Source organism: Streptomyces sp. RLB3-17 (assembly GCF_007113425.2).
In the GTDB taxonomy this organism is placed as follows: domain Bacteria; phylum Actinomycetota; class Actinomycetes; order Streptomycetales; family Streptomycetaceae; genus Streptomyces; species Streptomyces mirabilis_D.
Genome location: NZ_CP041610.2, coordinates 6616252 through 6635726, shown reverse-complemented (window position 1 = coordinate 6635726; position 19475 = coordinate 6616252). Strand labels below are relative to the sequence as shown.

Annotated in this window: 23 protein-coding genes and 2 tRNA genes; 15 read left to right on the top strand and 10 right to left on the bottom strand. The window is 69.3% G+C overall.

Translation table 11 applies throughout. The features are described 5' to 3' along the window. Nucleotides 1-60 precede the first annotated feature (60 nt). The 6 genes from FNV62_RS30140 to FNV62_RS30115 all read right to left on the bottom strand — a co-directional run bounded on the left by FNV62_RS30140 (nucleotide 61) and on the right by FNV62_RS30115 (nucleotide 2547). Complete coding sequence (locus FNV62_RS30140; protein ID WP_186003115.1) at nucleotides 61-630, bottom strand: TetR/AcrR family transcriptional regulator; 570 nt, start codon at nucleotides 628-630, stop codon at nucleotides 61-63. 424 nt (nucleotides 631-1054) lie between these two features. Further along, nucleotides 1055-1483, bottom strand: coding sequence for a MaoC family dehydratase (locus FNV62_RS30135; protein ID WP_060899259.1), 429 nt, complete (start codon nucleotides 1481-1483; stop codon nucleotides 1055-1057). A gap of 2 nt (nucleotides 1484-1485) precedes the next feature. Beyond that, nucleotides 1486-1938 carry a MaoC family dehydratase N-terminal domain-containing protein gene (locus FNV62_RS30130; protein WP_060899260.1) on the bottom strand — a complete coding sequence of 151 codons (453 nt, stop codon included), beginning with the start codon at nucleotides 1936-1938 and terminating at the stop codon, nucleotides 1486-1488. Nucleotides 1939-2103: 165 nt separating this feature from the next. Next, a complete protein-coding gene (gene rpmG / locus FNV62_RS30125; RefSeq protein WP_004571794.1) occupies nucleotides 2104-2268 on the bottom strand; it encodes a 50S ribosomal protein L33 in 165 nt (54 codons plus the stop codon). Nucleotides 2269-2355: 87 nt separating this feature from the next. Then, nucleotides 2356-2428 (bottom strand) — tRNA-Met (locus FNV62_RS30120). A gap of 46 nt (nucleotides 2429-2474) precedes the next feature. Beyond that, nucleotides 2475-2547 (bottom strand) — tRNA-Thr (locus tag FNV62_RS30115). A gap of 584 nt (nucleotides 2548-3131) precedes the next feature. Between FNV62_RS30115 and FNV62_RS30110 the strand changes: the two genes are divergently transcribed. After that, nucleotides 3132-4382, top strand: coding sequence for an amidohydrolase family protein (locus FNV62_RS30110; RefSeq protein ID WP_143627780.1), 1251 nt, complete (start codon nucleotides 3132-3134; stop codon nucleotides 4380-4382). Nucleotides 4383-4578: 196 nt separating this feature from the next. Then, on the top strand, nucleotides 4579-5235 hold the full coding sequence (locus tag FNV62_RS30105) for an NAD(P)H-binding protein (RefSeq protein ID WP_179858249.1): 657 nt from the start codon (nucleotides 4579-4581) through the stop codon (nucleotides 5233-5235). Nucleotides 5236-5268: 33 nt separating this feature from the next. On the opposite strand, the gene FNV62_RS55880 is transcribed toward FNV62_RS30105, so the two are convergent. Continuing rightward, entirely contained in the window at nucleotides 5269-5481 is a 213-nt protein-coding gene (locus tag FNV62_RS55880) for a hypothetical protein (protein ID WP_060901523.1), read from the bottom strand. 938 nt (nucleotides 5482-6419) lie between these two features. Here FNV62_RS55880 and FNV62_RS30095 point away from each other — a divergent pair. Beyond that, entirely contained in the window at nucleotides 6420-6734 is a 315-nt protein-coding gene (locus tag FNV62_RS30095; RefSeq protein ID WP_263986787.1) for a DUF6416 domain-containing protein, read from the top strand. 414 nt (nucleotides 6735-7148) lie between these two features. Here the strand turns inward: FNV62_RS30095 and FNV62_RS30090 are convergent, their stop codons facing one another. The 3 genes from FNV62_RS30090 to FNV62_RS30080 all read right to left on the bottom strand — a co-directional run bounded on the left by FNV62_RS30090 (nucleotide 7149) and on the right by FNV62_RS30080 (nucleotide 9837). Further along, a complete protein-coding gene (locus FNV62_RS30090) occupies nucleotides 7149-8099 on the bottom strand; it encodes a hypothetical protein (RefSeq protein ID WP_143627774.1) in 951 nt (316 codons plus the stop codon). Between the two features lie 404 nt (nucleotides 8100-8503). Then, the gene (locus FNV62_RS30085; protein ID WP_143627772.1) at nucleotides 8504-9073 is read right to left on the bottom strand and encodes a GNAT family N-acetyltransferase; all 570 of its coding nucleotides are present in this window, start codon (nucleotides 9071-9073) and stop codon (nucleotides 8504-8506) included. Next, nucleotides 9070-9837 (bottom strand): GntR family transcriptional regulator, encoded by a 768-nt coding sequence (locus FNV62_RS30080; RefSeq protein ID WP_143627771.1) that lies wholly within the window; start codon nucleotides 9835-9837, stop codon nucleotides 9070-9072. Before FNV62_RS30080 ends, FNV62_RS30085 begins: the two co-directional genes overlap by 4 nt. 535 nt (nucleotides 9838-10372) lie before the next feature. Between FNV62_RS30080 and FNV62_RS30075 the strand changes: the two genes are divergently transcribed. From FNV62_RS30075 to FNV62_RS30020, 12 genes are all read left to right on the top strand, one after another. Continuing rightward, on the top strand, nucleotides 10373-10753 hold the full coding sequence (locus tag FNV62_RS30075) for an RNase adapter RapZ (RefSeq protein WP_143627769.1): 381 nt from the start codon (nucleotides 10373-10375) through the stop codon (nucleotides 10751-10753). 137 nt (nucleotides 10754-10890) lie between these two features. Then, nucleotides 10891-11160 (top strand): DUF6284 family protein, encoded by a 270-nt coding sequence (locus FNV62_RS30070; RefSeq protein ID WP_143627767.1) that lies wholly within the window; start codon nucleotides 10891-10893, stop codon nucleotides 11158-11160. Next, on the top strand, nucleotides 11157-12020 hold the full coding sequence (locus FNV62_RS30065) for a protein spdB (protein ID WP_143627765.1): 864 nt from the start codon (nucleotides 11157-11159) through the stop codon (nucleotides 12018-12020). Before FNV62_RS30070 ends, FNV62_RS30065 begins: the two co-directional genes overlap by 4 nt. Beyond that, complete coding sequence (locus FNV62_RS30060) at nucleotides 12020-12424, top strand: RRQRL motif-containing zinc-binding protein (protein WP_143627763.1); 405 nt, start codon at nucleotides 12020-12022, stop codon at nucleotides 12422-12424. Before FNV62_RS30065 ends, FNV62_RS30060 begins: the two co-directional genes overlap by 1 nt. After that, nucleotides 12421-12606 carry a hypothetical protein gene (locus FNV62_RS30055; RefSeq protein ID WP_143627761.1) on the top strand — a complete coding sequence of 62 codons (186 nt, stop codon included), beginning with the start codon at nucleotides 12421-12423 and terminating at the stop codon, nucleotides 12604-12606. Before FNV62_RS30060 ends, FNV62_RS30055 begins: the two co-directional genes overlap by 4 nt. A 2-nt stretch (nucleotides 12607-12608) precedes the next feature. Beyond that, nucleotides 12609-12926, top strand: a complete 318-nt coding sequence (locus tag FNV62_RS30050) for a hypothetical protein (RefSeq protein WP_143627759.1) — start codon at nucleotides 12609-12611, stop codon at nucleotides 12924-12926. 106 nt (nucleotides 12927-13032) lie between these two features. Beyond that, nucleotides 13033-15162 (top strand): FtsK/SpoIIIE domain-containing protein, encoded by a 2130-nt coding sequence (locus FNV62_RS30045; RefSeq protein ID WP_143627757.1) that lies wholly within the window; start codon nucleotides 13033-13035, stop codon nucleotides 15160-15162. A 203-nt stretch (nucleotides 15163-15365) separates the two neighbouring features. Next, nucleotides 15366-15833, top strand: coding sequence for a hypothetical protein (locus FNV62_RS30040; protein WP_143627755.1), 468 nt, complete (start codon nucleotides 15366-15368; stop codon nucleotides 15831-15833). Between the two features lie 19 nt (nucleotides 15834-15852). After that, entirely contained in the window at nucleotides 15853-16413 is a 561-nt protein-coding gene (locus tag FNV62_RS30035) for a hypothetical protein (protein ID WP_143627753.1), read from the top strand. 86 nt (nucleotides 16414-16499) lie between these two features. Next, nucleotides 16500-17411, top strand: a complete 912-nt coding sequence (locus FNV62_RS30030) for a bifunctional DNA primase/polymerase (RefSeq protein ID WP_143627751.1) — start codon at nucleotides 16500-16502, stop codon at nucleotides 17409-17411. Next, nucleotides 17408-17818, top strand: a complete 411-nt coding sequence (locus tag FNV62_RS30025) for a hypothetical protein (RefSeq protein WP_225900424.1) — start codon at nucleotides 17408-17410, stop codon at nucleotides 17816-17818. The genes FNV62_RS30030 and FNV62_RS30025 overlap by 4 nt, the downstream gene beginning before the upstream one ends. Next, nucleotides 17815-19233 carry a phage/plasmid primase, P4 family gene (locus tag FNV62_RS30020; RefSeq protein WP_225900423.1) on the top strand — a complete coding sequence of 473 codons (1419 nt, stop codon included), beginning with the start codon at nucleotides 17815-17817 and terminating at the stop codon, nucleotides 19231-19233. The genes FNV62_RS30025 and FNV62_RS30020 overlap by 4 nt, the downstream gene beginning before the upstream one ends. The last annotated feature ends 242 nt before the right edge of the window (nucleotides 19234-19475 follow it).

Below are 19475 nucleotides of genomic sequence, written 5' to 3'. Positions count from 1 at the left end.
GACTAACTTTCGCGGCCAAAAAAAGGCGCTTCCACCCGCCTCCCCCACCCGCTTCCCTGCCTACTTCTCCAGCTGGCCAGTGAGCCGCGCCGACGGATAGAGCCCTTCCCAGACCCTGTGCTCGGGCGGAAAACCCATGGCCACCAGGCAGTTGATGAGCATCCCGTACGCCATGAAGCCCGTCGTCTCATTCGGATCGGCGCCCAGCGACAGGTGGGCGGTCTCCCACAGCCGCATCCAGCCGGCCCGCACGGCCTCACCGAGCTCGCGATCACCGGCCTGCTCGGCGGCAGCGGTCGCGACGTACATCTGCATCTGCATCAGCAGTTGCTCCGGGCGCTCCGCGATGCTCTTCGTGTACGCGTTCGCCATGGCATGCAGGGCACCTTCGCCCTCCAGCCCCTTGGCGGCTTCCTCGAAGGCGCGGATGGTGTCCTCCATGCAGCGCTGGGCCGCCGCGAGGAACATCGCCCGCTTGTCGGGGAAGAGCCGGAAGAGATACGGCTGCGAGACGCCCACACGCTTGGCGATCGCCTCGGTGGACGTGCCGTAGTAACCACCCCGGGCGAACTCCGCGATCGCCGCGCGAATGACGCTCTCGCGCCTCTCGTCTGCGCTCATCCTGACCATGCGACTAAGTTAGTGCCCAATCACTAACTAAGTCAAGCGGTGGACGGGAGCGACTTCGAAGGACACGCGCGCCCCCCACGACCGGCAGCCGCGCACGCACGGAAGGGGCCGTGCCGGTACGTCGCAAGCCCGTCGCTCACGCCCGGATCGAGCAGCGGCTCCCTTGCCCGGCCCCCGTCTGATCCAGCGGCGACGGGCTCGACGTACCGGCACGGCCCCGACCCACCCCCGCCGGACAGCCGGACCGCGGACGACAGACCACGGACGCCCATAGACAACCGGACCACGAACGGGCGAACCGGGTACGACGAGGTACGACCAAGTACGACCAGGCGAGGCCGACCACGACCAGACGCACGTAAGGGGCGCCGACCATGGCCGACGCCCCTTACCCGCCCCTACCCATCGCCCCTCATGACGGCCATCAGGCCAGTCGAACGACCGCTCGCGACATGCCCAGGACCTTCTGCCCCGCGCTCATCGCGGTGAGGTCGACGCGGACGGTGTTGTCGTCCAGCTTGGCCGCGACCTTGCCGCTGACCTCGATGGTCGCTCCCTTGTCGTCGTTGGGGACGACGACGGGCTTGGTGAAGCGGACGCCGTACTCCACGACCGCACCCGGGTCGCCGGCCCAGTCGGTGACGACACGGATCGCCTCGGCCATGGTGAACATGCCGTGCGCGATGACGTCGGGGAGACCGACCTCGACCGCGAACTTCTCGTTCCAGTGGATGGGGTTGAAGTCCCCGGAGGCGCCCGCGTACTGCACGAGTGTGGCGCGCGTCACAGGGAAGGTCCGGGCCGGCAGCTCGGCACCGACCTCGACGTCGTCATACGCGATCTTCGCCGTCATGGTCAGCCCTCCTCCGCCGCACGTGCCACGAGCTTGGTGACGGCCGTCACCACGTGCTCGCCCGCCTCGTCATGGACCTCACCACGGATGTCCACGATGTCATTGCCCGCCATGGACTTGATCGCCTCGATGGTCGAGGTGACCGTGAGCCGGTCACCCGCCCGCACCGGACGGGTGTAGGCGAACTTCTGGTCACCATGCACCACGCGGCTGTAGTCGAGACCCAGTTGGGGGTCCTGGACGACCTGCCCCGCGGCCTTGAAGGTGATCGCGAACACAAAGGTCGGCGGGGCGATCACATCGGAGTACCCGAGTGCCTTGGCGGCCTCCGGGTCCGTGTACGCCGGGTTGGTGTCCCCCACGGCCTCCGCGAACTCGCGGATCTTCTCCCGACCGACCTCATAGGGGTCGGTGGGCGGGTAGGACCGCCCCACGAAGGACTGGTCGAGCGCCATGGGCTCGGTACCTCCTGGTTTTCAGCCGGTGCAGCGATTCTCGGACCGATGCCCGTACGAGAACTGTCGGCGACTGCTCGACGACCACTCGCACGTCGGCACTCGACCGGTGAACGACGCGAGGCCGCCCCCGTTGCTGGGGACGGCCTCGTGTACGAGCCTGATTTATCGCGTTTCGCGGTGCGCGGTGTGCGCGTTGCAACGCGGGCAGTGCTTCTTCATCTCCAGTCGGTCCGGGTCGTTACGCCGGTTCTTCTTGGTGATGTAGTTCCGCTCCTTGCACTCCACGCAGGCCAGCGTGATCTTCGGGCGGACGTCGGTGGCAGCCACAGGAGTGCTCCTTGACGAACGGATGGGACATTAACGCATAGAAGAGTAGCCGATCGAAGGACCGACCCCACAATCGGCTACTGTCTGTAGCGGTGACCGGACTTGAACCGGTGACACAGCGATTATGAGCCGCTTGCTCTACCGACTGAGCTACACCGCTGTGATGCGATTGGTCCCCGCCTTGCGACGGGAACCCCTCACACCAGAGCCCCAATACGGAATCGAACCGTAGACCTTCTCCTTACCATGGAGACGCTCTACCGACTGAGCTATTGGGGCGAGCGATGAAGACATTACACGCTCGCCCGCCGATCGCCCAAATCCGTTTCGCGGCACCCGCCCCGGCCTGTTCCCGGCCGTTCGCCGCCGCGACTCCGGCCCCTCACGAACGGTGTGTCACGGCCGTGACTCCGGTCGCTCCCGACCCAGGGATCACGGGCACACAGCCCGGTCGACGCCCCCGGTTCCCGCCTCTCCGCGCGTCCGACCAGCGACTCCGTCCGGCCGTCCCGACTCGCGTGTCCGGCTCTCCTCTCCCACTTTCTGTCCGTGCACGGACCACACCGGTACGACTATTGCGCTCCTCCCGGACGAGGAGGGTTCGCCACCCTAGGCTCGACTCACGCTGCGTGATCTTGCCCCCACCACCCACGACCTCGCCCCACCCCTCCACCGGCCACCTCCCACTCCTCCTCCACCACCCAGCCACCCCACACCCCACACCCCCCACCACCCAGCCACCCGCCATCACCCCACGCCCCCACCACCGAAGCGCCCACCTCTCCAGTCGCCCCTCTCAACCGAAGCGCCCCACCTCCCCCAGTCGCCCCTCCCCGCAGCCGCCCCCGAGCCCCAGGAGCGCGATGCCCGACAGTCAGTCGCAGCCACCCCACTCCTCGTCGGGACAGACCGACACCGCCACCCTGCTGCTGCGCGGAGCGCGGCTCACCGACGGCCGGACTGTGGACGTGCGGCTGGGCGGCGGCCGCATCGAGGCGGTCGGCACCGCCGGGAGCCTGGCGACCCCCTCCTCCGGCTCGCGCGCCTCGAAGGTGGACCTCGACGGCTACCTGCTCCTGCCGGCCCCCGCCGAGCCCCACGCCCACGGCGACACGGCCCTGACCGCCGACGGCGACGGTCCCGTCTCGTACGACACCCAGGAGGTCCAGCGCCGGGCCACCGAGGCCTCGTTGCTGCAACTCGGGCACGGGGCGACGGCATTGCGCTCGCACGTGCGCGTCGGCGACGTACAGGGTCTCGACGCGCTGGCGGCGGTGCTCCAGGCGCGGCGGGCGCTGCGCGGGCTGGCCGAGCTGACGGCGGTGGCGATGCCGCGGGTACTCACCGGGGTCGCCGGTGCCGACGGGCTCGCGATACTGCAGGACGCCGTGAAGATGGGCGCTTCGGTGGTGGGCGGCTGCCCGGACGCCGACCCGGACCCGACGGGGTACGTGGAGGCGGTCCTGGAACTCGCCTCGGAACACGGCTGCCCGGTCGACCTGCACACGGACGCCGCCGATCCCGCCCGGCTCGCCCGGCTCGCGGCGATGGCGGGCGGCCTGCGGTCCGGCGTGACGCTCGGCCCGTGCGGCGGCCTCGGCCGACTGCCGTCCGAGGTGGCCTCCCGGGCGGCCGACCAACTCGCCGCGGCGGGCGTGACCGTGGTGTGCCTGCCGCAGGGCGGCTGCGGGGGCGTGGACCGGCGCGGAACGGCTCCGGTGCGGATGCTGCGGGCAGCCGGGGTACGGATCGCCGCGGGCAGCGGCGCCCTCCGGGACGTATCGAACCCGGTGGGCCGCGGGGACCCCCTGGAGGCCGCCTACCTGCTGGCCTCACGGCACGGTCTGTGCCCCGAGGACGCGTACGACGCCGTGAGCTCCGGCGCGCGGGCCGCCCTCGGACTGCCCGAGGTGCGCGTGGAAGCGGGTTTCCCTGCCGAGTTGCTCGCGGTGCGCGGGAACCGGCTGGCAGGGGCGCTGTCGCTCGCGTACAGCCGGATCGTGGTGCACCGGGGGCGCGTGGTGGCACGGACCAGCGCGGTGCGGGAGTACTACAACTCGGCGGCGGTGGCGGGTCTGGACCTGCCACGACAGGGGCGCGGAGAGCCTTCCTAGCCACAACTGCCGTCCATCACCCCGCGCGTTGTGCGAGCGCAGCCGCAACCACCGCCCGAGCGGCCCCTGTTCACCACGCGGACCGAGGGCACGACGGCCTCCACCGCCGCGCGCCCCTGGGGACAACTCAAGAGACCCCTGAGTTGTCCCCAGGGTCGTGCGGCGAACGGGTCCATCCGGGCGTACGGTCAGAAACATGCGCATTGTCATCGCTGGAGGTCATGGTCAGATCGCGCTGCGGCTGGAGCGACTGCTCGCCGCGCGCGGTGACGAGGTCGCGGGGATCATCCGCCGCGCCGAGCAGGGCGACGATCTGCGGGCGGCCGGTGCCGAGCCGGTCCTCTGCGATCTGGAGTCGGCTTCGGTGGAGCAGGTCGCCGCCCATCTGCAGGGCGCGGACGCGGCCGTCTTCGCGGCGGGCGCGGGCCCGGGCAGCGGTCCGGCCCGCAAGGCGACGGTGGACAGGGGTGCCGCCGTCCTGTTCGCCGACGCCGCGGAACGAGCGCGCGTACGGCGCCATGTCGTCGTGTCGTCCATGGGCGCGGACCCGGCGCACCCGGGCGACGACGTCTTCGACCTGTATCTGCGCGCCAAGGGCGAGGCCGACGAGTACGTACGCGGTCGTACGTCCCTGGAGTGGACGATCCTGCGTCCCGGATCGCTGATCGACGACGCCGGCACCGGCCTCGTACGTCTGGAGGCCTCGACGGGCCGCGGAGCGGTCCCGCGGGACGACGTCGCCGCGGTCCTGGCGGAGCTGGTGGAGACTCCCGCGACGGCCGGACTGACCCTGGAGTTGATCAGCGGCTCGACGCCGATTTCGGTGGCGGTCAAATCGGTCGCGGGGAACTAGACACCGACCGGACCAGGCCATTCGCCGGCCCGCTCAGAACAACGGAAGCTGCCCGGGAAAGTCGGGCACGGAGTACCCGTCCAGCGTCGGCTGGGCCGCCCCCAGCTGCGCCGGCCGACGCGACCCAGGACACGAGACCAGCTCCCCGCTCCCCCGGGCACCAGGCGGATCATGCCGGGCGAACCGTCCCGCGACGACGGCGATCTCCCGACGGCACTCGGGGCAGTTCCTACGACGCGATGACATGAGATCAGTCTGCCCGGCCGGCAGCAGCCGCACCGACCGCGACAACGCGCATTCCTCGTCCCCCGCGATCCAGCGCTCGCAGCCAGTCGCGTTGAACGGTGAGCATCTCGGAGACCGCATCAAGACCCACCCCCGGCGCGTCGATCGGCGCCACGGCCCTTCCACGCACCCCGAGACAGGGCGGTTCGCATGCGAGACAGCGCGCGACAGGACGTCTCTCGCGAGAGCGCATGACAAAGGGCCCGTGACCTGTGTAGAGGACAGGTCACGGGCCCTTAGTTTCCCGTGTGGCGGCGCCAGGATTCGAACCTGGGAAGGTAGAACCGGCAGATTTACAGTCCCCTCAAGATCGGGCTCTCAAATCCCGCTTGACCAGGCCCATTGTGGGATGCATGAGCGGGGCACTCCGTCCCCGTCCACATCTCGTCCTGATCTTGAAAATTCGTGCGCCCGCGGACGTGGCCGTGATCGCCCCTGGGAGCGTTGAGTCTGTCCGCCGGAGACTCGTCAACCGCCGCCCTGTAAGGGCGGCCGTGGTCGGCGGCGGAGTTGCCCAGGTCACTCCGGGTGTAGCAGTAGCCCAGCTGAACGGGGCATCTCGACTGCGGCGACCCGTCGTTGACCGTGATTGACCGCACGATGTGGCACGGCTGTGGCACGTTCCGAACGACGGAGCACTTAGAAGGCGCTCTGTGGCTGCGTCCCGTCCTCCTCTTGACCTGTGGCTCTTCCTCAGCTGAGCTGCTTGCCGGTGGAACTTCGACACGGATTCGACACGCAGTGTCCTGGCGGATCTGTACGGTGCGAACGACACACACCCTAGGGGCGAACTGTTGGGGGCGGGCATGACGGCGTATCTGACTGAGGCTGATCCACGATGGGCTAAGCACTCTGGTGAAGCGGGGCACTATGGAGCCCCGGAATGGGGTCCGGAGGACTTGGAGCGCGCCGCGATGTTCTTGGCCGAACTCGCGCCGCAGGCCCGGCGGGTGTTCCAGCACCTGCTGCGCAACCCTGGCCGGAGGATCCACTGCACGGAGTTGGTGGATAAGGCCCTGGGCGGGCCGAACGAGAGTGATCCGGCGCGGCGCGTGGCAGGGGCGCTGTCCGGGATGAGCAAGGGACACAGCAACAGTGAGCGGCGGCTTCCGTTCTACTGGTGGGAGGCTCCCGAGGGGAACGCGGGTGCAACGTACGCAGTCCGCCCCTCGGTGGCAGCGGTGTTCCTGGCCGCTCAGCTCGACGCCACGTGATCTGCACAACCCCAACTGATCAAGGGCGGCCGTGACCTGCGGCTGCCTAACCGATCACCGCTCTGACCTGCTGCTGAGCTGTCGGCAGTTGTCGACGTTGGTCACCATCGAGCGCCCCTCCACGGCCCCAGGACGGCCCGGGAGGGCGCTCGTGCGTTGAGGGAGACAGCCGCCTTGTAAGTTCGATTCGTGGGCCGCGCGGACTGCTTGGGCCCATGCTGGCTGGGCGAATCGGGATCCAGCTTTGGACGCTGGGATCTGTGGTCGTCTGGCGACGTTGATGTCAGCTGGTGATGTCAGACTGCTGGATGCTCGTCGGGCAGAGGATCGCGGACGAACTGGGTACACCGCTCGTCCGAAGGTCGGCCGAGCGGGTGGGTGGGTGGCGGTGCCTCCAGGGCTGCACGGCGGTGTTCAGCCTGTGCAGCCCAGGACACTTCCGGGCGGAGCGCAGTTGTCCGGGGTGTTGTTACGAACCACGGACCGGTCGAGGCTCAAGGAGCCGCCGGCTTTGTAGACGCCGCCGCCACTGCCGGGGCCGCCCGTCGCGGTATTGCGTTGCACCGTGGAGTGGGTCACCGTCAGCGTTCCTCGGTTCCAGATGCCGCCGCCGAAGGGGGCAGTGTTGCTGTACACCGTGGAGCCGGAGACCGTCATCTCGCCCAGGTAGTTGAGGATGCCGCCGCCGTCACTCACTCTCGCGGTGTTGTGGTGCACCGACGAGCGGATCAGCGTGACCGTTTGGCCGGCGAGGTAATTGAAGATGCCTCCGCCATTGTCTCCGGAATTGCCGAACACACTGGAGTCACGCACCGTGAGGGACCCGTTGTTGTTGATTCCGCCGCCGGCGCCGATTGAGTAGTTGTCCCTCACCGTGGAGCTGACCACCGTCAGCGTGCCCAGGTTGTGGATGCCTCCACCCGCGCCTGAGGGCGCCGTGTTGTCTCTCACCGTGGAGTGGCTCACCGTCAACGTGCCCTCGTTGTCGACGCCGCCGCCGGAGGACGCAGCGCTGCCATGGGTGAGGATCACGTGGTCCAGGAGAACCCGGGCTCCGCTGCCGACCGTGACGGTGGAGCCTGCTTGGTTACCGTCGAGCACCGCCCCACCGAGGCCCCTCAAGGTCAGGTCCTTGTCGATGGTGAAGGGGCCGGTACAGGTCCCTCTCACCAGCAGGGTGTCGCCGGGCGAAGCGGCGGTAATGGCGGGCTGCAGGGCGTTGGGGTTGGCGCTGCAGCTCACCGTGGTCACCTGGGCAGCCGCGGCCGGTACCACTCCGGCCAGGCCGGCTGCCCCTGCCGCTACCGCAACTGTCGCCTGTGGCAGCCAGCGGCGCCGTAGGAACCTGCTTACTTCGATGAGCATCTGGCTTCTCCTGGCCTTTCAGTACGCATATGCGGGAAAGAGGTACGCCCTAACGTCGTTCTCTCAGCGCGGCGCGAGCACCCCTTGATCGAACATGTGGTGCCCCGGCCGGACAGCGCAGAGTCGGGGGCGATCGGCTTGTCCCTCGAATAGTCCGACAAACCTGCCTGATCGGACTACGCGGACCGTTCGGGCTTGAGGAACCTAGGTAAGGCATGAGGGAGTCACAGCGTGGACTGGAAGGCGATCGCAACCGTTGCTGTCGGAGTGATCGGGCTGATAGGCGTCCAGCACTTTTCGAGATCAACGAGATCAGAATCGACCAGACGTCGGGCGATCCGCGTTCTGAGGCTTCTGATCGTGGAGAGCTCGAAATTTAGGGCCTACGGCCAATCCTCGTGTACTCACGCCGCGAAGCGAAGCTTCTCCGGCGTGGGCGTACGGTCGACGAAGCCATGATCAGCTGACCGTGCCGCCCGCTGCGCGAGCCACCCCGACACCCGGGGCCCGCCATTCACTGCCGCACCCTCGCGGACGGTACGAACATGTGTGAAGCCGTGCGCGAGGTAGTACCGCTGGAGCCCCTCGTTCGTCGTCCAGGCATCCAGGCGGAGCCATCGAGCACCCGCACGATATGCACGGTCACCGGCCCAGTCGAGCAGCCGGCCCCCGAGGTCCTGCCCGGCGTACTCACGAGCGGTGGTGAGCTTGTTGACGAACATCGACGGCTCGGTCAGTTCGTCGTCCGTCCACAGCCCTTCTTCGGCGTCGGGCGTGAGGGTGATCGTGCCAGCGGTCGTATGCCCGTCTCGGAGCATGAACACAGTGCCCGCTTCGATCGTGGCCAACAACTTGTCGGCAGGATACGGACGGCTCCACTGATCGGACCCCAGGCTCCGCAACCAGGCTGCCGCCTCCTCGCGAAAGGCAAGCAGCTTGGTCACGTCGTGCGGTTCTGCAGGAGTGATGATCACGTGTTCTCGCTTCGGGCGGACAACTCGCCGATCTCGTAGTTCATGCGGTTCAGGTCCCCTCGGAACGTCGTGATCGTGCACCGGATCGGACGGTCTGCCGAGTAGCCGGTACGCGTCCAGAGCATCACTGGCACGCCGGCTCCGATCTCCAGTAGTCGGGCTTCCTCTGGCGTAGGCATCCGAGCGGCGATCTCATCGAAGTACCCGACCTGCTCGATGCCTCGCGAGGCGAGGTATCGAGTCGTGCCTTCCTCGATGTCTCCCGGCTCAGCCAGTCGCGGCGACGCCTCGACGAGCCAGGACGGATAGTAGGTCGCCTGCGTGGACCACGGAACGTCGTCTACGTAGCGATGACAAAACCGCAATACCGCCTTCGTACCTGCCGGGACCTTGAGTCGCTCAGCGACGTCCTTCGAAGCTGGGAGCATCTCCACGCGGAATGTCTGGTGGGGCCGCCGACCAGCGTTCGTCACGTCGGTGCTGTAGGCGTCCCCGTTCTGCGGGAAGGTCAGATTCTCGAACCGCGTCGCGTTCAGCTGGAACACCTCGTGCGACTTGACCTCGTATCCCAGCCCCTGGCTGGACGTGATCAGACCTTCGCTGACCAGCAGGCTTAGTCCGTTGCGGATCGTGTTCCTGGACGCGTCGAAGCGCTGCTGCAAGTCGTTCTCAGAGGGCAGCCGCGCCCCCGGCGCGTAGGTGCCGTTGTCGATCTCGCGGCGCAGGACGTCAGCGACTTGCCGGTACTTCGGCTGCTTGTTCATGGCCCCATCATGACGCACTCGCACCTCTTGTTGGTACATGTAAGCCCTAACCCCTTGACGCCTCACTGCCCGTGGGTGCAGCATCACTGCATCAGCTTGTACCAACAAGCTGAGCAAGAGGTGCAACACCTTCAAGTGTGCCCACTTGCGCTGAAGGCGCACGGAGGAAAGCCCGCGGGGGTGAGTACGAAGGAAGCGCCGCTTGGTTGAGAACTCAACAGCGTGTCTAGATCGACGGGGTGAGATTCCCCGTCCCCGTGGCGGCCCGGGTGAAGGTCGCCGGCGGCCACTTCCCCGCGCACCGGCTCTGGACAACGTCCCTCGGGATCATCCCTCCATTCCTGGAGGTCAGCCCTTGGTGATGCCACCTGGTGCGCGCCGCCCTGCTGGCGTCAGAGCAGTAACGATGACGCGCCCGATTCACCGGCTCGGGACCGGTCCGCCGCAGCAACGGCGGACCGGTGAAGCCGACACCCTTCCGCCGCAGTGTCTGCTGCGGCTCGTCGGAGCACCCCTGAGCTTCCAAGGAGCCCTGATGGCTGCTGTTGAGATCGTTTCGTTCGGCTACCTGCACGACGAGCCGCCCGCCGCGCACCTGACCGTCGACCTGCGCCACCACTTCCGCGACCCGGACGTCAGCCCGGAACTGCGGTACATGACCGCGGACGACGAGCCGGTACGCACGGCGGTGCTGTCCACGCCGGGTGTCGCCGCCCTCGTGCTCGCGACCGCCGCGGCGGTGGACGCGTTCACGTCCGGCCCGTCCGCCGGAACCGTCACCGTCGCCGACGGGTGCGCGGGCGGCCGGCACCGCGCCCCCACCTTCGCCCGCGCACTCGCCGAACTGCTGCGCGACGCGGGCCATGACGTCACCGTCCGGCACCGCGACCTCGGCAAGGACGTCGTCCACCGCTGACCGCACCGCGGCCGCTGTTCCACGGCCATGCCGCCCATCATCCGCACGGCTTTCCACCACCAACGGCACGCGGTCCCCGGGATGCCCCCCGGGGACCGCTTTCGGGCCGTACCACCGACTAGGGAGAACACGACCCAATGGACCACATCGTCACTGTTCAGGAAGCTGTTACCGCGTTCGCCGACTGGAACGAGCCGACGGATGCGGAGCTGGACGCGATCGAGTCGGAGATGCCGCTGATCCTGGCGGACGTCGACCTGATCGACGCGCAGATCATCGCCATGGACCACACCCCGAACGAGGTCGACACCCGCCGCGTGCGCCGCGCCCTGGCCCGGGTCCTCACGGAGTGGCGGATCCTCGCCAACCGCAGCGCCAACGAGATGGCCGCCGGGGGCGCGGCATGAGCGCCAAGACCGTGTTGCCCGCCGTCGCCATGACGGCCGTGTCCATGGTCCTCACCCTGGCCGTGGTGGTGATGTGGCTGGGCACGGCGATGCCGTGGCCCGTCGCCCTGGTCGTCGGTCTCGGCATCGACGGCGGATGGCTGGCCACCCTCGCCTACGAACGCCGCCTCGCAGCCCAAGGCGACCACAGCAACGCCGTCACCGGCGTTGGCTGGTCCTTCGGCCTCATCGCCGCCGGCGTCCTCATCGCCCACGCACTCACAGCAGAGGCGTCCGCTGGCGCGTGGCTGGCCGTGGCCTGGCTGCCCATCGCCGCCAAGGCCCTGTGGCTGGTCCACGGACTGTGGGAGCGCACCGCACTCACCCCGAACGCTCTCGGAGCGATCCGCGGAATCCAGCAGGAAGCCCGCGACGAAGCCGCCGTGGCCCGCGCCCGCCTGCGGGCCGAAGCCACCACGGAGGAGACCCGGCTGACGGCCGTGACGCAGGCCGGCGCCCGCGTCGCACGCGTCCAAGCGAAGACCGCACAGACCCTCTCGCGGGCGTGGTCGACGCTGGAGACGGCACGGGACGGCGAGGACACCGGCAGGGCGCTGACCAGCGTGACGAACCGCGTCACACCCGACGTCACACCCCGCTGGCAACTGCCCGTCTGGGGGCCCACCGAGCCGGTATCCGCGTTCACGCTGGACGCGGCGCCCGCTCTCACCGACGCAGCGCTTGACGCGCTGGTCGACGAGATCCGCCACAGCGAAACCCCCGCCCTGTCCTACCGCGAGATGGCCACCCGCTTCCGCGCGGCCGGCCACTCCGCATCAGAGGTCCGCCTGCGGGCCGCGTGGAAGCGCGTGGTCGCCTGATGTCGGCCGCGTTGGGCAAGTGCTTCGACCCGTCCGGCGCCCGCTACGGCATCCCCACCTACCCCTGGAAGTTCGCCCCCGACGACGACCAGTTGGCCACCCGCCGGCAGTTACGGGCCCGGGGGCTGCGTCCGGGCGGTCAGCCGATAGCGGCGCAGGTCATGCGCATCAACCGGCGCGCCGGGAACGTCCGGGTCGCCTACCTCTACCGCATCGACCTCGCCAAGCCCGTCCGGCCCATGACCTCACGCAAATGGGGCGCTCTCGCCCTGGCGATGCTCGCCCGCCGCACCTGCCCCAAATGCCGCCTCACCTACAGCTACTGCATGCCGCGCTCGCTCGGCATGTGCGTGCTGTGCGCCTACCCCGACAGCCACGACTCCGCCCGCCAGGGGGCCTGTTGAGCATCTGCCGCGAGACCGCCGCCGACGACTGCGCCCGCACCGTAGGCCTGATGACCGCCCTCGGTGACTCCCTGCCCCCCGACCGCGAGCCGGACGAGTTCGAACAGACCGTCGCCTGCGCCCTGTACGCCAACCGGTGCGACCAGCCGCCCGCCGGCCACACCTACCCCAGGAGGGGATGACCATGGCCAACTCCGACATCCGCCGTTTGGACCGCGAGATCCAGCAGACGCAGAAGAAGCTGGAAGCCGTCCGCCGGGGCGAGTGGTGGCCGCTGAACGGCTCGGAGCGCCGCGCCATGGCCCGCGCACTGGCCGGCGGCGCCTACCGCGCCTCCCGCGGCCGCAGCACCAGCCGGGCCGAAGAGCGGATGGACACCACCGGGTCCGCCGCCGAGATGCGGCTGAACGCGGAACTGACCGCCCTGCACAGCGAGAAGCAGCGCCTCATCACCGAGGCCGCCCGCGCCAAGGCCGCCAAGAAGTCTTCCCGCTGGTTCTGACCAGCCCGCACAACCCGCCGGGGTGACCGCCCCCTGCCACGGACACGGCCACCCCGGCGCCCTCCACAACTCCCGCCCCAAAGGGGCAGTCAGGAGCACCCTCAGCATGACTGAGAACGTCGTTCACCTCCACAAGCCCACCGACCCCCCGACCGACGACGCAGCGCCCACGGTGCTGACCGTCGTGCCCGACGCCCCGCCGGCGCCCCCGGTGCCGCTGTGGGTGCGCTCGGGCCGCGCCGTAAAGACCGCGGTCACGCACGAGACCACCAAGACAACCGCCCGCGCCGTCGCCCGGCACAGCCTGTACACGTTCAACGGGGGCCGGATCGTGGCCCGCCGCACCTGGGACGGCAAGACCGGAGCCCGCTACGAGCGCATGATCCGTACGGCCGAAGCCGCGGGGAACCTGGAAGCGGCCGAGGAGTGGGAAGAGCGGTTGCAGCGCTTCCGCGCCGCCCGCCACCACCGCCGCATGGACCTCCTCCACTCGCCCGTAGAGGCCGCCAAGGGCATTGCGGTCGGCACCGGCGTGAGCATCGGCGTGCTGGTCGCGCTCGGGGTCGTCATGGCCATCAACAACCACGACGTCACCGACGTCATCACCCCGCTGAAAGCGACGATCGAGTTCATTGCCCTGCTCATCCGGATCGTGCAGGTCGTATGGGGCCCTGCCCTCACGATCGGCCCGTTCCTCGCCCTGCTCGCCCTGTGGACCGTCGGCAGCAAGCAGCAGGCCGCCCCGCAGTGGGCACTGCCTGCCAACATCCGCAACGGTGAGGGCGAGCCGATCACCCCCTCGATCGTCGTCAAGGCCCTGCGGGACCTCGGGGTGCCCGCGCTGCGCAACGCCATCAAGGAGATGGGCGACGCCGGCGCGAGCATGCTCGGACCGATCCGGATCGCCGGATGCGGCGTGGAGGTCGACGTCACGCTCCCGTCCGGGGTGGCGACGAACGAGGTGCAGGCCAAGCGCCGCAAGCTCGCCGAGAACCTCACCCGGCACGAGCACGAGGTGTTCATCACCATCCCCGAGGCCGCCCGTACCGTCCGGCTGTGGATCGCCGATTCCGGGGCGCTGGACGAGCCGATCGGCCCCTCTCCGCTGGTCACCGACGAGACGATGACTGCGAACTACAAGACCGGTAAGGCCCCGTGGGGGCAGGACCTGCGCGGCGACGCCGCCGCGATCAGCCTGTATCAGCGGCACCTGTTGGTCACGGGCCTGTCCAACCAGGGCAAGACCGCCGCCCTGCGCGCCCTCGCCCTGTGGCTGGCCCTGGACCGCAACGTGGAGTTCTGGATCGCCGACCTCAAAGGCATCGGCGACTGGGCGGTGTTCGAGGGCATCGCGAAGATGCTGATCGAGGGCCCCTCCGACGACCACTGCATCCAGGCGACCGAGATGGTCGAGGAAGCGGTGGAGGAGATGAACCGCCGGATCGAGGCGCAACGCCGGGACCCGAGCATCGTGTTCCCGCCGCTGATCGTGCTGGTCGACGAGGCACAGAAGGCGTTCATGTGCCCGGCCAAGGGCGAGGACAAGCGGCCCTACGGCGGCTCCAAGGCCACGTCCCGGTACTTCATGGCCGTCCGTGAGATCCACAACCAGGGCCGTGCGGTCGACGTGCTGATGTGGCAGGGCACGCAGGACCCCACCGACCAGAACCTTCCCAAGCTGGTCCGCGAGGGCGCCCACACCCGCGCCTCCCTCGTGGTGGGAACCGAGTCTCAAGCTGAGATGGCGCTCGGTGCCAAAGCCGTCAACGCCGGCGCCGCTCCGCACCTGCTGCGCCAGGGTCTGGACAAGGGAACCCTGGTGGTTGCCTCCGACGGCATCGCCATTCCGGCGGGGCAGTCGTCCATCACGGTGCGGACCCACTTCATCGACGACGAGCCGGCCGCCGAGATCGCCGCCCGGGCCAAGGCCCTGCGCGACGGCGTCGCCACCCTGCGCGCGGTCGACCGGGGCGAGGAGCGCGACGCGCTCGCCGACGTCGCCGCCGTCCTCGGCGACGCGCCCCGGCTGCGGACCAACGAGGTCCTCAAGCGGCTGCACGCCCTGGACCCAAGCACCTACGGCGACCAGTGGACCAACGACCGGCTCAAGAGCCTGTTGGAGGAGCACGGCGAGGAGCCGAAGAAGTCGCACGGGGTCATGGTCGTCCACCGCGATCACGTCCTGCGAGCGCTCGCCAACCGCGACGCCGAGGGTTCCGCTTCCGCCGCCGAGTAGCGGGGAAGCAAGGCCGTCCGGCCCGGGGAGGCGGGGAGAACTCCCCAACCCCCTCCCCGAGCCACCTCCCCCACGTTGATCAGCGAAAACACCGCTTCGGGGAGGCGGGGAGGCACCCCAGGTCAGACCCCGAAAACCCCCTCCACGCGCCCCGGCAAGGGGGTGCCCCTGCCTCCCCACCCCAGCACCAGAAGGGATTCCGCATGTACCCCGACCACACCGACCGCGCGCCCGCCGTACGGGCCCCGGAAGTCCACCAGCCCACCCCGCTCACCCCCGCCATGGCGCCTTACCCGGCGCCCCTGGCCACCGTCCAGCCGCACACCGTGCCGGCGGTCGCGTCCGTTGTCCTGCCCGACGGACGGGTCGTCACCGGCTACGCCATCACCCCGATACAGCCCGAACCCCTCGCCGCCAAACCCGCCGTCTCCCGCGCCGCGGTGAACATCGCGCTCGGGGGCATCGGGTTCGGCGCGGTGTGCGGCGGGCTCGTGCTGCTCACCACGTTCATCGCCGCCCTCGCCGCGCTGATCCACCAACTCATCATCCTCGCCGCCGTCATCTTCGGCGGCTGGATCGCCGCGCAGGTCTTCAGCGCGCGCGGCCACCGCGGCGCCACCACGGTCAACATCCGCAAAGCCGTCATCAAGCGCAACCACTTCCACGGCTGAACACCACCAGAGGAGAACCGTGTTCGACATCCGCATCATCTGCGACCCCGCCGACGAGCCGGACATCACCCGCGCGTTGACCGCCGCGTTCGACTGCGACCCCATCCAGCGCCGTCCCGCCCACAACGGATACCGCGTCCGCCTCTACACCAAAGCCTTCCAGCCCGACCCCGCCGCGCTGCTCAACGACGCCCCCGAGGCGACCGAGGTGGGGCCGGCAGCATGGCCCACGCCGGAAGACGCCTACGCCACCGCCCCCGGCATCACCTACGAGATCGCGTGGACCGCTTCCACGGCCAGGACGCCCGCCAAGAACCCGCACCGGGGCGACGTGGACCGTGAGTACTGGCTTCGCAAAGCCGCCCTGCTGGACCGCATCGCGCTGGAGTACGAGGCCGACGGCGTCCCCAACGGGACGGATGAGGTCGCGGCCAACGCCGCTCGCCAGCTCATCGAGGTCGACCAGGACACCGAGGGCGACTACAGCGGTGCCCCGTACGGGCCGGAGCACCCGGCCACGCTCACCCACCCGCGCGGCTACGTCCGCCAGGAATACGCCGTCTGGGCCGAGAACCAGTAGCTACGCCAAGGGCGGCCCCCGTCTCGCCAAAGTCCGGGGCCGCCCTTGCCAACCAGCCCACTACAGACCTGTTGGAGGTCTCCAGCATGACCCAACCGACCGACAATCGGCGAGAGGCCTTACTCGCCGCCGCCCTGAACGCTGCCGGCCGCGGATGGCACGTCTTCCCGCTCCGTCCCGGCACCAAGCGCCCCGCCCTCCACGGGGAAGCCACCTGCCCGCGCACCGGAACGTGCGCGGGAGGACACCGGAAGTGGGAGCAGCGGGCGACGACCGACCCGGACCGCATCTGCGCCACTTGGGCCACGGACACGTTCAACGTCGGTATCGCCACTGGCCCTTCCGGGCTGCTGGTCGTCGACCTCGACATGCCCAAGGACAACAGCAATGGGGACGCGCCTGACGGCGCGGCGACCTTCGGGGCGCTCTGCGAGCGCACCGGCCACGCCGTCCCCGACACCTACCGGACCCGGACCGCGAGCGGCGGCCACCACCTCTACTTCACGGCGCCGCCCGGGGTTCGGCTGGCCAACACGGCAGGAACGATCGCCCCGTTGGTCGACACCCGGGCATGGGGCGGCTACGTCGTCGCCGCGGGCAGCATCACCCCCGCCGGACCCTACGAAACCGTCAGCGGCCCCGTGGCGACCTCTCTGCCCCCGTGGCTGCTGAGCATCCTGAAACCGGCCCCCAAGCCCGTACAGGCCCCCTCAGTGCCCGTAACGGCACAATACCGCCGATACGCTGACATCGCGCTCACCAACGAGACGCGCAACGTCTCCGGGGCCCGACTCGGCCAGCGCGAGGCGAGGTTGTTCCGGGCGGCGCGAGCCATGGGGCGCTTCATCGCGTGGGGCGACCTCCCCCGGCACGAGGTCGAGCAGGCTCTTCAGGAGGCAGGCGAGGCGGTGGGACTGCCGCCATCACAGTGCCGCGCCACCCTCCGCAGCGCCCTCAACTGGTCCATCGCCCACAACCAGCGCCGGCGGACGGCATGAGCACCCACCGGCATCCCCCTCTGAAGAGCATCACCACCACCCCGGACGGCCCGCATGCCGCTCCACAGCCTGTGGACACCGCGGGCGTGGGCGAGCCGAAAGGCGCCGCCCGTCAGGGCGTCCGAACGAGCCCTGACCCGCACCCGGAAGACCCGGGCAACCCCACCCCGGACCGCCCCGGCATCCGCATCTTCGCCCCACCCGTCTACCGCCACCCCAACGACGGGGGGCGCTGGTCAAAGCGTTACGGCAGCACCCCGACCGCCGCCTACGCCTGCCCCTGCGGACAGACCCGTACCGCGACCGGAGCGCACGCCGTGGCCGCGCTGGTCGCCGACTACGGCGCTCACCGATCCATCTGCACCGGAACACCCGCCCCGCGTACCGAAGGGAGGACGGCCGCATGATGAACCGCCCCACCGCCGACACCGAGACCGAGGAACTGCCCCCGCCCACCAACCCCCTGGCCGTGGCTCGTCGGCTGCTGCCCGACTGGCAGACCGAGGACGGACGGCTCGTCTGCCGGCGCTGGCGGGCATCGTGGATGCGCTGGAACGGCTCCTGCTGGCGCGAGATGGACGACGCCCAGATCCGCGCCGGTATGTACACCCGCCTCGAACACGCCATCTACATCGGCCTCAACAAGAAGGGCGAGCCGGAACCGCACCAGTGGGCCCCGACAAAGCAGAAGATCGGCAACCTCCTCGACGCGCTCGGGGCGATCACCCTGCTGCCCACCGACACCGACGCCCCGGCATGGATCGACGGACAGGGCGCCACGGGACAGGACGAGGGGCCCATCGTGGCCTGCGAGAACGGACTCCTGCGCATCCAGGACCGGGCACTGCTCCCGCACGGACCTGAGTTCTTCAACCTCGTGTCCGTGCCGTTCGCCTACGACCCCGACGCGACCGCGCCGACGTGGGAACGATTCCTCGCGCAGCTCTGGCCCGACGACCCCGACACCATCGCCGCACTTCAGGAATGGTTCGGCTACGTCCTGTCCGGCCGCACCGACCAGCAGAAGATCCTGCTCATCGTCGGCCCCTCCCGCTCCGGCAAAGGCACCATCGCCCGGGTACTGAAAGCACTGGTCGGCAAGGAGAACCTGGCCGGCCCCACCCTGGCAGGGCTCGGGACGAACTTCGGTCTATCCACCCTGATCGGCAAGTCCCTCGCGATCATCTCGGACGCCCGCCTGTCCGGGAACGACAACAGCCAAGTCGTGGAGCGACTGCTGACGATCTCCGGTGACGACACGATCGACATCGACCGCAAGTTCCGAGAGCCGTGGACAGGCAGGGTGCCCTCGCGACTGATGATCCTGTCCAACGAGCTGCCGCACTTCGGCGACTCCTCCGGCGTCATCGCCAACCGGTTCATCCTGCTCAGCATGCGCGTGTCCTGGCTCGGCAAGGAAGACCCCACCCTCACCGACCGCCTCACCGCGGAAATGCCCGGCATCCTCAACTGGGCCCTCGACGGCCTGGCGCGCCTCCAGCGCAACGGACGGATCACACAGCCACCGTCCAGCCGCGACGCGATCACCACCATGCAGGACACCGCCTCACCGACCAGCGCATTCATCCGCGAACGCTGCACCACCGGCCCGGCATGCACCGTCGCCGTGGACGACCTGTGGAACATCTGGCGCGAGTGGGCCGAGGACAACGGCGTCCGCGGCGGCACGAAACAGATCTTCGGCCGCAACCTCCTGTCCGTCGTCCCGCAGCTCAGCCTCACCCGTCCTCGCGACGGCGGCAACCGCATCCGCACCTACACCGGAATCGGCCTGCGCCCCTTCCAGAACGCATCCGAGTAGAGCGCCGCCGACATTCCGCTGGGTCGCGGACCATCGCGGACCACCCTGCCTGACCTGCGCGTTCGCCTCCGCCGGGAACGGGACCATTGCGGACCCCCCGCCCAACGGTGGTCCGCAACGGTCCGGACACCGCGCCGACAAAACCGCAGGTCAACAGGGGTGGTCCGCGATGGTCCGCGACCCACGGGACTGTGGCGCCAACTGCCTCCCTTACCGCCCTCTCCTCAGCTCAAGGAGATCTC

Coding starts and splice junctions, on each gene's coding strand:
- FNV62_RS30050 (WP_143627759.1), top strand. CDS start 12,609: ATGGCCAACTCCGACATCCGCCGTTTGGACCGCGAGATCCAGCAGACG.
- FNV62_RS55880 (WP_060901523.1), bottom strand. CDS start 5,481: ATGTCATCGCGTCGTAGGAACTGCCCCGAGTGCCGTCGGGAGATCGCC.
- FNV62_RS30025 (WP_225900424.1), top strand. CDS start 17,408: ATGAGCACCCACCGGCATCCCCCTCTGAAGAGCATCACCACCACCCCG.
- FNV62_RS30020 (WP_225900423.1), top strand. CDS start 17,815: ATGATGAACCGCCCCACCGCCGACACCGAGACCGAGGAACTGCCCCCG.
- FNV62_RS30140 (WP_186003115.1), bottom strand. CDS start 630: ATGGTCAGGATGAGCGCAGACGAGAGGCGCGAGAGCGTCATTCGCGCG.
- FNV62_RS30075 (WP_143627769.1), top strand. CDS start 10,373: ATGGCTGCTGTTGAGATCGTTTCGTTCGGCTACCTGCACGACGAGCCG.
- FNV62_RS30135 (WP_060899259.1), bottom strand. CDS start 1,483: ATGACGGCGAAGATCGCGTATGACGACGTCGAGGTCGGTGCCGAGCTG.
- FNV62_RS30070 (WP_143627767.1), top strand. CDS start 10,891: ATGGACCACATCGTCACTGTTCAGGAAGCTGTTACCGCGTTCGCCGAC.
- FNV62_RS30060 (WP_143627763.1), top strand. CDS start 12,020: ATGTCGGCCGCGTTGGGCAAGTGCTTCGACCCGTCCGGCGCCCGCTAC.
- FNV62_RS30090 (WP_143627774.1), bottom strand. CDS start 8,099: ATGCTCATCGAAGTAAGCAGGTTCCTACGGCGCCGCTGGCTGCCACAG.
- FNV62_RS30030 (WP_143627751.1), top strand. CDS start 16,500: ATGACCCAACCGACCGACAATCGGCGAGAGGCCTTACTCGCCGCCGCC.
- FNV62_RS30105 (WP_179858249.1), top strand. CDS start 4,579: ATGCGCATTGTCATCGCTGGAGGTCATGGTCAGATCGCGCTGCGGCTG.
- FNV62_RS30045 (WP_143627757.1), top strand. CDS start 13,033: ATGACTGAGAACGTCGTTCACCTCCACAAGCCCACCGACCCCCCGACC.
- FNV62_RS30080 (WP_143627771.1), bottom strand. CDS start 9,837: ATGAACAAGCAGCCGAAGTACCGGCAAGTCGCTGACGTCCTGCGCCGC.
- FNV62_RS30110 (WP_143627780.1), top strand. CDS start 3,132: ATGCCCGACAGTCAGTCGCAGCCACCCCACTCCTCGTCGGGACAGACC.
- FNV62_RS30065 (WP_143627765.1), top strand. CDS start 11,157: ATGAGCGCCAAGACCGTGTTGCCCGCCGTCGCCATGACGGCCGTGTCC.
- FNV62_RS30040 (WP_143627755.1), top strand. CDS start 15,366: ATGTACCCCGACCACACCGACCGCGCGCCCGCCGTACGGGCCCCGGAA.
- FNV62_RS30130 (WP_060899260.1), bottom strand. CDS start 1,938: ATGGCGCTCGACCAGTCCTTCGTGGGGCGGTCCTACCCGCCCACCGAC.